Raw genomic sequence first — 6,919 nt, 5'->3', positions numbered from 1 at the left:
TGCGCATCATGAATCTCCTATCACGTCTCGACTCGCACAACGAGTTCACCGAAAGCGCCGAAGCTAGGCAGCTAAGAAAGGACGCCGCTGATGAGATTCGGAGGCTCCGATACGCGCTCGACAACGCCAAAGGGCGCGCCGAAGCCGCAGAGATCAAAGCGAGTGCATTGGAGTGCTTAGTGATGCGCGACAACGGCAGGAGATAAGGGGCGGAGATGAAAGCCTGGACACACTGGACAGAAGAAGATGACGCCAAACTGCGTGAGTATTGGGCGAATGGCATTCCTGTGCGGAAGTGGTTCACGGACTTTCCGGGGCGCAGCCAATCCTCGATCTTCTGCCGGGCGCATGCTCTTGGCCTTCCTGCGCGCAACAAGACAGTGCAGCGCGATGAGTGCGTTACATGGCGCATGATTCAGCGAGTGCTTTCCGATGGGGTGGCACGCTCGTCCAAGGAACTCTCTATCCTCACCGGATTCCACAGCGCCTATATTTCGCTCCAACTGAAGCGACATCATCGGGAGCATTTACACATCAGTGAATGGGTTGGGCACCGTGCGAAGATGCCCCGTTATACGCTTGGGCCTGGCGAAGATACACCGAAGCCGGCGCCGATATCTCATAGTGCAGCCTCAGCGAAATGGCGCAAGAAGATGCTCAATGAGAGGCCAGAAATGATCGATGCAAAGAATGCACGTAGGCGCTTGCGGTATGCCGAGCGTGCCGGGACTTTGATCCGCCGCGATCCAGCCGCGGCATGGATCTAGAATCGACAAGGGAGAACACGATATGAAAGCACTAAACATAAAGCAGGTCGCTGAAAAGCTATCGCTTGGGCAGTCGACTATCTATCGAATGATCGAGCGCGGCGAATTCCCGAAACCGTTCAATGTCTACAGCAATCGTACCGCGTGGCTGGAAGAAGATGTCGATGCATGGCTTGCAGAGAAGGCCGGGAAGCTCATGCCGGCCGCGCGAGTCATCCCAGACTTCGATCTCACGATGCCTGCGATGGCGCGAGCGTGAGCACCTGACCGGTCTGCCCGGCGCAATATTGCGCCCAATCCTGCATCATAGGACGGCGGCGCTCGAGCATATCTCGGCGCCGATAGGCTGCTTCTGTGGACGATGTGATTGTGTGAGCTAACGCCTGCTCTGCCAGCGAATCCGGATAGTCTGTGCAGTCCGCCACCCAATCCCGGAACGTTGATCGGAATCCATGCACCGTGATGTCATCGCACTTCATCATCTCCAGCACCTTTAGCATCGCCATATTGGAGAGTGGTTTCCCTTCCTTGAAACCTGGAAATAGGTATACGGAACGGTACTTTTCCATTGCAGCACGCACGATTTCCACGGCCTGATCACAGAGCGGGACTCGATGAGCCATGCCCCCCTTCATACGTTCGCCGGGTACTATCCAGACCTTCGCATCGAGATCGAATTCATCGGCGGTGGCTAAGCGAATCTCATTGGTGCGAGCCGCTGTCAAGATCAATAGATGTAACGCTCGAGCAGCGCGCCGCGGTCTATCTTTCAGGTCAGACATGAAGGTAGGAATCTGTTCCCACGGAAGAGCGGGGTGGTGATTCACCTGCCGACGTTTCTTTGTGCGTGGCAGCACGCGGTCTAGATGATCGACGTAACGCGCCGGATTGTCGCCAAGTCGATTACCGAGCACCATTTCAGCATCTAGAATCGCTTTCACCCGCCCGCGCACACGCCGCGCTGTCTCGGCCTTCTTGGACCAGATTGGCTGCAGCATGCGCACAATCATCTCAGTATCGATGACAGACACGTCAAGATGACCTATGACTGGATTCGCATAGGTCACGATGGTGTTGGTCCATTGCTGTGCGTGCTTGGCACTCTTCCAGCCTGGGCGACGGGCTGTGATGAACTCGGTGGCTGCATCGCGGAACAGGCGACTAGCGCCAGACGAAGCAGCGGCCACGGACCGGGCCTTGCGGGCTTCGATTGGGTCGATGCGCTGCTTGACCAGCATGCGGCAATCCGCGGCCTCCTTGCGCGCCGCAGCCAGCGGCAAGAGCGCCAGCGGGCCGAGTCCCATCTCACGCGTCCGACCGCCGATAGTGAATCGGAAGATCCATGACCGGGAGCCGCTCGGGGATATCTGGAGATAGAGGCCGCCACCATCGGCGTAGTAGCCGGGGTTGACCTCCTTGGAAATACCGATGGCCGATAGCCGGTTCAGTTGACGTGCAGCCATCTCTTACCCCCTTTCCTACCCACATTTGATGAGTGGATTGTGCGGTAACAGATGGGGATGGGCAAGAGGATTGATACCCACGGATCACCCAAGGCGCCATGCTTTATGGGGGCTAACGGGAAAAATTGGGAACCAACGAGAGCGTTACTTGGCGGAAAGCAGCAGGAGTCGAACCTACCTGGGAACGGCTGACGCCCCCAACCGGGTTTGAAGCCCGGCCGCATCACCGGATACGCATGCCTTCCTTCGCGGACTACATGGACTTGCGGGTGCTACAGGACTGCACGGACTGCACGGACTACACGCGGCCGGCACCGGCCTGCCACGCATTGCCGGGCCGCAGCACGCGGCCGTTGCCGACGCGCCGAGTGTAGCCGACGCGGTCGAAGAACTCCAGAATCTGGATGGCGCGCTTGCGGCCCAGCGCGGTGGCGTCGCGAAAGCGCACCGCGTCGGCGCTGCCATGTTGCGCGATCAGCGTGGCGACCAGCGCGGCCAGTTCGCGCACGCGGCCGTCGTCGTAGAACAGGTCGGGCACGATCTGGTGCAGCGTGCCCTGGCGCGCCATCCGGCGCAATAGCTGGCGCATCCTGTCTTCCGGCACGTTGCGGGCCGCGGCGAGTTCGCGCACCCAGGGCGGGTCGTAGCCGCCGGCCGCCAGCATCGGCGCGATGCGCTGCGCCAGCGCGAGGTCTTCGTCCGACAGCGTGACGGCGTGCGACGGTAGTTGCAGCCATGCGCCGTTGCGGCGCAGGGCGCCTTGTCCGACCAGCGTGTCGAGCAGCGCGCCCCAGGCCGCGTCCGGCAGCGCCGGCGCGCCGGCGAGGGCCGCGCGGCGCAGGGCGCCGGCGTCGAGGCCGGGTTCGTCGGGCAGGCGCGCGTGGAACGCGGCCAGCGTGTCGAGCACGGTGCGCTGCAGCGCCTGCCAGTGCGCGGCGAGGATGACGCAGGCATCGGCATGTCCCGCCGCGGGCACGGTCAGCGCGTCGGCCGGCAGCCGCCAGCCGGCCGGGCCGCTGCCGGTCAGGCAGGCCAGGCGCGCGGTGGCGATGCCGTGGGTGGCCTGCGCCAGCAGCGGCGCCAGCCCGGCGCCTTCGGTCATTTCCCGCAGCGCCCGCAGCCACGCCAGGCGCCGCGCGGTGCGGCGGCGTCGCTCGGGCGCGAACGGGTCGAGCACGGTGCCGCCGCCCACGGTCTGGCTGGCCTGCGCGTTGCGCACGATGAAGCGGTCGCCGGGTAGCGCGCAGACCGGCGCGGCGAACACCAGCTGGGCCAGCGCGGTGCCGCCCGGTTCCAGCGCTTCGGTGTCGAGCAGCACGGCGTTGGCCAACTGGTGCGTGGTGCCGAGGTGGACGTGCAGCGGGGTCCAGTGCGCCAGCCGCAGGTCCGCCTGCGGCAGCAGGGCGAGCGAGACGTCGATGCGGACCGAGGGCGCGACCAGCGCGGGATCGGCTATCCAGTCGCCGCGGTTGACCGCGTCCTTGTCGATGCCGGCCAGGTTGAGCGCGCAGCGCTGCCCGGCGCGGCCGGTGTCGGCGGGGCGCTGCTGCGCGTGGATGCTGCGCACGCGCACCGGCTTGCCGGACGGCGCGACCTGCATGGTGTCGCCAACGCGGACCTGGCCGCCGAGGACCGTGCCGGTGACGACCGTGCCGTGGCCGGGCAGCGTGAACACGCGGTCCACCGCCAGCCGGAACAGGCCGTCCGCGCCGCGCGGCGGCACCTGCTGCGCGGCTTCGTGCAGCCAGGCGCGCAGCGCGGCCACGCCGGCGTCGCCGGCGCGCGTGGCGTCGAGCGCGAACACCGGCGCGCCGGCGAACGGCGTGCCGGCCAGCAGCGCCGCGATCTCGCCGCGCACCGCGTCGAGGCGCGCGGCGCCGGCGCGGTCGGCCTTGGTCAGCGCCACCGCGGCGCGCGCGATGCCGAGCCGCTCGACGATGGCCACGTGCTCGCGCGTCTGCGGCATCACGCCGTCGTCGGCGGCGACCACCAGCAGCGCCAGGTCGATGCCGCTGGCGCCGGCGGCCATCGTGTGGATCAGGCGCTCGTGGCCGGGCACGTCGACATAACCGAGCACGTCGCCGTTGGGCAGCGGCGTGTAGGCATAACCGAGCGCGATGGAGATGCCGCGCTCCTTCTCTTCCTTGAGGCGGTCGGTGTCGACGCCGGTCAGCGCATGCACCAGGGTGGTCTTGCCGTGGTCGATGTGCCCGGCGGTGCCGACGATCATGGGCGCAGCGCCTGCCACTGGGCGCAGAAGGCGGCCTCGTCGGCCTGTTCCAGGCAGCGCAGGTCCAGCCACAGGGTCTGGTCGGCGACGCGGCCGATGACGGGGCGGGGCAGCGCGCGCAGCGCCGCTTCGAGCCGCTGCAGCTGGCGCCCGGCGCCGACGCGGCGCCCGCCTGCTGCCGTAATGGCCAGGCCGTGGCTCGGCAACTGGCTGCCCGGCTGCGCGCCGCTGCCGACCTGGCTGAACATCGGCGCGTCCGCGACGAGGTAGGCGTCGCCCAGCGCCGGCTGCAGCAGCGGGCGCAGGCGCAGCGCCTGCGCGTGCAGGTCTGGCGCCGCGCGCGTGAGCAGGCGCAGCGTGGGCAGGCTGTCGGCCAGCAGCTCGGGCGCGCGGTAGAGCCGCAGCACGGGCTCGAGCGCGGCCAGCGTCAGCTTGCCCACGCGCAGCGCGCGCTTGAGCGGGTTCTTCTTGATCTTGCGGATCAGCTCGGCGCGCCCGACGATCAGCCCGGCCTGTGGCCCGCCGAGCAGCTTGTCGCCGCTGAAGGTCACGAGGCTGGCGCCGGCCTCGATGGTCTCGCGCACCGTGGTCTCGGGCGGCAGGCCCCAGCGCGTGAGGTCCACCAGCGTGCCGCTGCCGAGGTCCACCACCACCGGCAGGCCGTGCGGCGCGGCCAGCGCCGCCACCTCGGCCACCTCCACGCTGCGCGTGAAGCCGGTCACCTGGTAATTGCTGCAATGGACCTTCATCAGCAGCGCGGTGCGCGGGCCGATGGCGTCGGCGTAGTCGTGCGGATGGGTGCGGTTGGTGGTGCCCACCTCGACCAGCCGCGCGCCGGCGCGCTGCATGATGTCGGGGATGCGGAAGGCGCCGCCGATCTCGACCAGCTCGCCGCGCGAGACCACCACCTCGCGCCGCTGCGCCAGCGCGTTGAGCATCAGCAGCACGGCCGCGGCGTTGTTGTTGACCACGGTCGCGGCCTCGGCGCCGGTGAGCTCGCACAGCAGGTCCTCGACGAGGTCGTCGCGGTCGCCGCGCGCGCCGCTGGCGAGGTCGAATTCCAGGTTGGCCGGCGCGGTCAGCGCGCGCGCCACCGCCTGCACCGCGCTGTCGGGCAGCAGGGCGCGGCCGAGGTTGGTATGCAGCACGGTGCCGGTGAGGTTGAACACCGCGCGCAGGCGCGGCTCGGCGGCGCGCGCCAGCGCCGCGCCCAGCGCTTCGGCCAGCGCCCGGGGCGCCACTGCGCCGGCCGCCAGCCGCCCGGCGAGCGCCTGCGCGCGGCAGCCGTCGAGCAGGCCGCGCAGCGTGGCCGTGACCTGGGTGCGGCCGTGGCTGGCCAGCAGCGGCTGCAGCTCGGGCGCGTTGAGCAGGCGGTCGAGCGAGGGAATGTCCGCCGGCCCGGCGAGGGCGGGCGCGGCGGGCATGGCGGGCGTGTCGTCGTCGAGCGCGCTCAAGACTGCGCTCCCTGCCACAGCAGCGGGTTGCCGCTGGCGCGCGCGTAGCCGGCCTCGCCCATCAGCACGTCCAGCGCCAGCGTGGCGAGGTCGTCGGCGACGGGCTCGACCTCCATGTCCTTTTCCATGTAGCAGATCTTGCGGTAGGTATGGCAGTGCTCGCAGGACTCGGCCTTGACCACGTGCAGGCCGTCGCTTTTTTCCGTGGCCTCGCGCTGGGCCGTCTCGTTCTCGGCGACGTGGTAGGCGATGCCCTCGGTGGATTCGCAATGGCTGCACTTGATGCGCACCATGTGCCATTCGGTGGCGCACAGCGCGCAATGGAGATAGCGCAGGCCCTGGTAGCGCCCGCCGATGCGCACGATGCTGGCCACCGGCAGCGTGCCGCATGCCGGGCACACGGTGTGCACGTCGAGCGCCGGCACGTCGGCCTCGGCGAGCTGGCTGGCCCGGCTGGTCCAGCCGACCTGGAGCGCGGCCATCAGGAACGGCGCGATGGCGGGGTCGGCTTCGTCGTCGCGCCCGCCCAGCAGGGCCTGCGCCTGGGCGGCCAGCGCATGCGGCGGCAGCGCGGCCAGCCGCGCGAGCGCCGCGGTGGCCGCCGCCGGCAGGCCGGGCGCGACCTGCAAGGCGGCCAGCAGCGCCACCAGCGCGGCGTGCCACGCGCCGTCGCCGTGGCCGCCGGCGGCGGCCAGCGGCGGCATGCGATGCTCGCGCGCCAGCGCGATGGCGTGCGCGTCGGGCGGCGGCAAGTCCAGGCTGGCGGCGGCCGCTTCCTGGGCCTCGGCCACGGTGGCCATCAGGGCGAGATAGGCGCCGATCGGGTTGCCGCCGGCAAGCTGGCGCAGGCGCTGCGCGCGCGCGGCGAAGATGCCGGCGCGCGGCGGCAGGCGCAGGCGCGCCAGCGCGACGTGGTCGAGCGACTCGATTTCGTGGGGTTGGAGAATGCGCTGCACCATGATCGTCCCGGTTCCGTGGAACGGCATCCCGGCGGGGACGCCGCAG

At 68.9% G+C, this 6,919-nt stretch carries 7 protein-coding genes and 1 tRNA gene; 3 read left to right on the top strand and 5 right to left on the bottom strand.

Annotated features, from left to right (window positions below; all coding sequences use genetic code 11):
• The 3 genes from KF708C_RS36755 to KF708C_RS26110 form a co-directional block, all read left to right on the top strand.
• Nucleotides 1–206, top strand: a 206-nt coding sequence (locus KF708C_RS36755; RefSeq protein ID WP_231586581.1) for a hypothetical protein, incomplete at its 5' end; no start/stop codon positions are given.
• A 9-nt stretch (nucleotides 207–215) separates the two neighbouring features.
• The gene (locus KF708C_RS35965) at nucleotides 216–767 is read left to right on the top strand and encodes a GcrA family cell cycle regulator (protein WP_156173954.1); all 552 of its coding nucleotides are present in this window, start codon (nucleotides 216–218) and stop codon (nucleotides 765–767) included.
• Complete coding sequence (locus KF708C_RS26110; RefSeq protein WP_370552857.1) at nucleotides 745–1,026, top strand: helix-turn-helix transcriptional regulator; 282 nt, start codon at nucleotides 745–747, stop codon at nucleotides 1,024–1,026. Before KF708C_RS35965 ends, KF708C_RS26110 begins: the two co-directional genes overlap by 23 nt.
• Here KF708C_RS26110 and KF708C_RS34890 read toward each other — a convergent pair.
• The 5 genes from KF708C_RS34890 to fdhE all read right to left on the bottom strand — a co-directional run bounded on the left by KF708C_RS34890 (nucleotide 998) and on the right by fdhE (nucleotide 6,873).
• Nucleotides 998–2,230 carry a tyrosine-type recombinase/integrase gene (locus KF708C_RS34890; RefSeq protein WP_082079880.1) on the bottom strand — a complete coding sequence of 411 codons (1,233 nt, stop codon included), beginning with the start codon at nucleotides 2,228–2,230 and terminating at the stop codon, nucleotides 998–1,000. The two genes, KF708C_RS26110 and KF708C_RS34890, sit on opposite strands and share 29 nt — an antisense overlap.
• 149 nt (nucleotides 2,231–2,379) lie before the next feature.
• Nucleotides 2,380–2,475: transfer RNA gene (locus tag KF708C_RS26105), tRNA-Sec, on the bottom strand.
• A gap of 53 nt (nucleotides 2,476–2,528) precedes the next feature.
• Nucleotides 2,529–4,460 carry a selenocysteine-specific translation elongation factor gene (selB, locus tag KF708C_RS26100; RefSeq protein ID WP_059413875.1) on the bottom strand — a complete coding sequence of 644 codons (1,932 nt, stop codon included), beginning with the start codon at nucleotides 4,458–4,460 and terminating at the stop codon, nucleotides 2,529–2,531.
• Entirely contained in the window at nucleotides 4,457–5,884 is a 1,428-nt protein-coding gene (gene selA, locus KF708C_RS26095; RefSeq protein ID WP_059413915.1) for an L-seryl-tRNA(Sec) selenium transferase, read from the bottom strand. Before selA ends, selB begins: the two co-directional genes overlap by 4 nt.
• 26 nt (nucleotides 5,885–5,910) lie before the next feature.
• The gene (fdhE, locus tag KF708C_RS26090; RefSeq protein ID WP_059413872.1) at nucleotides 5,911–6,873 is read right to left on the bottom strand and encodes a formate dehydrogenase accessory protein FdhE; all 963 of its coding nucleotides are present in this window, start codon (nucleotides 6,871–6,873) and stop codon (nucleotides 5,911–5,913) included.
• Nucleotides 6,874–6,919 lie beyond the last annotated feature (46 nt).

Source organism: Cupriavidus basilensis (assembly GCF_000876015.1).
Lineage (GTDB): Bacteria > Pseudomonadota > Gammaproteobacteria > Burkholderiales > Burkholderiaceae > Cupriavidus > Cupriavidus basilensis_B.
The sequence above is the reverse complement of the archived record's forward strand: the minus strand, read 5'-3'. Positions and strand labels throughout refer to the sequence as shown.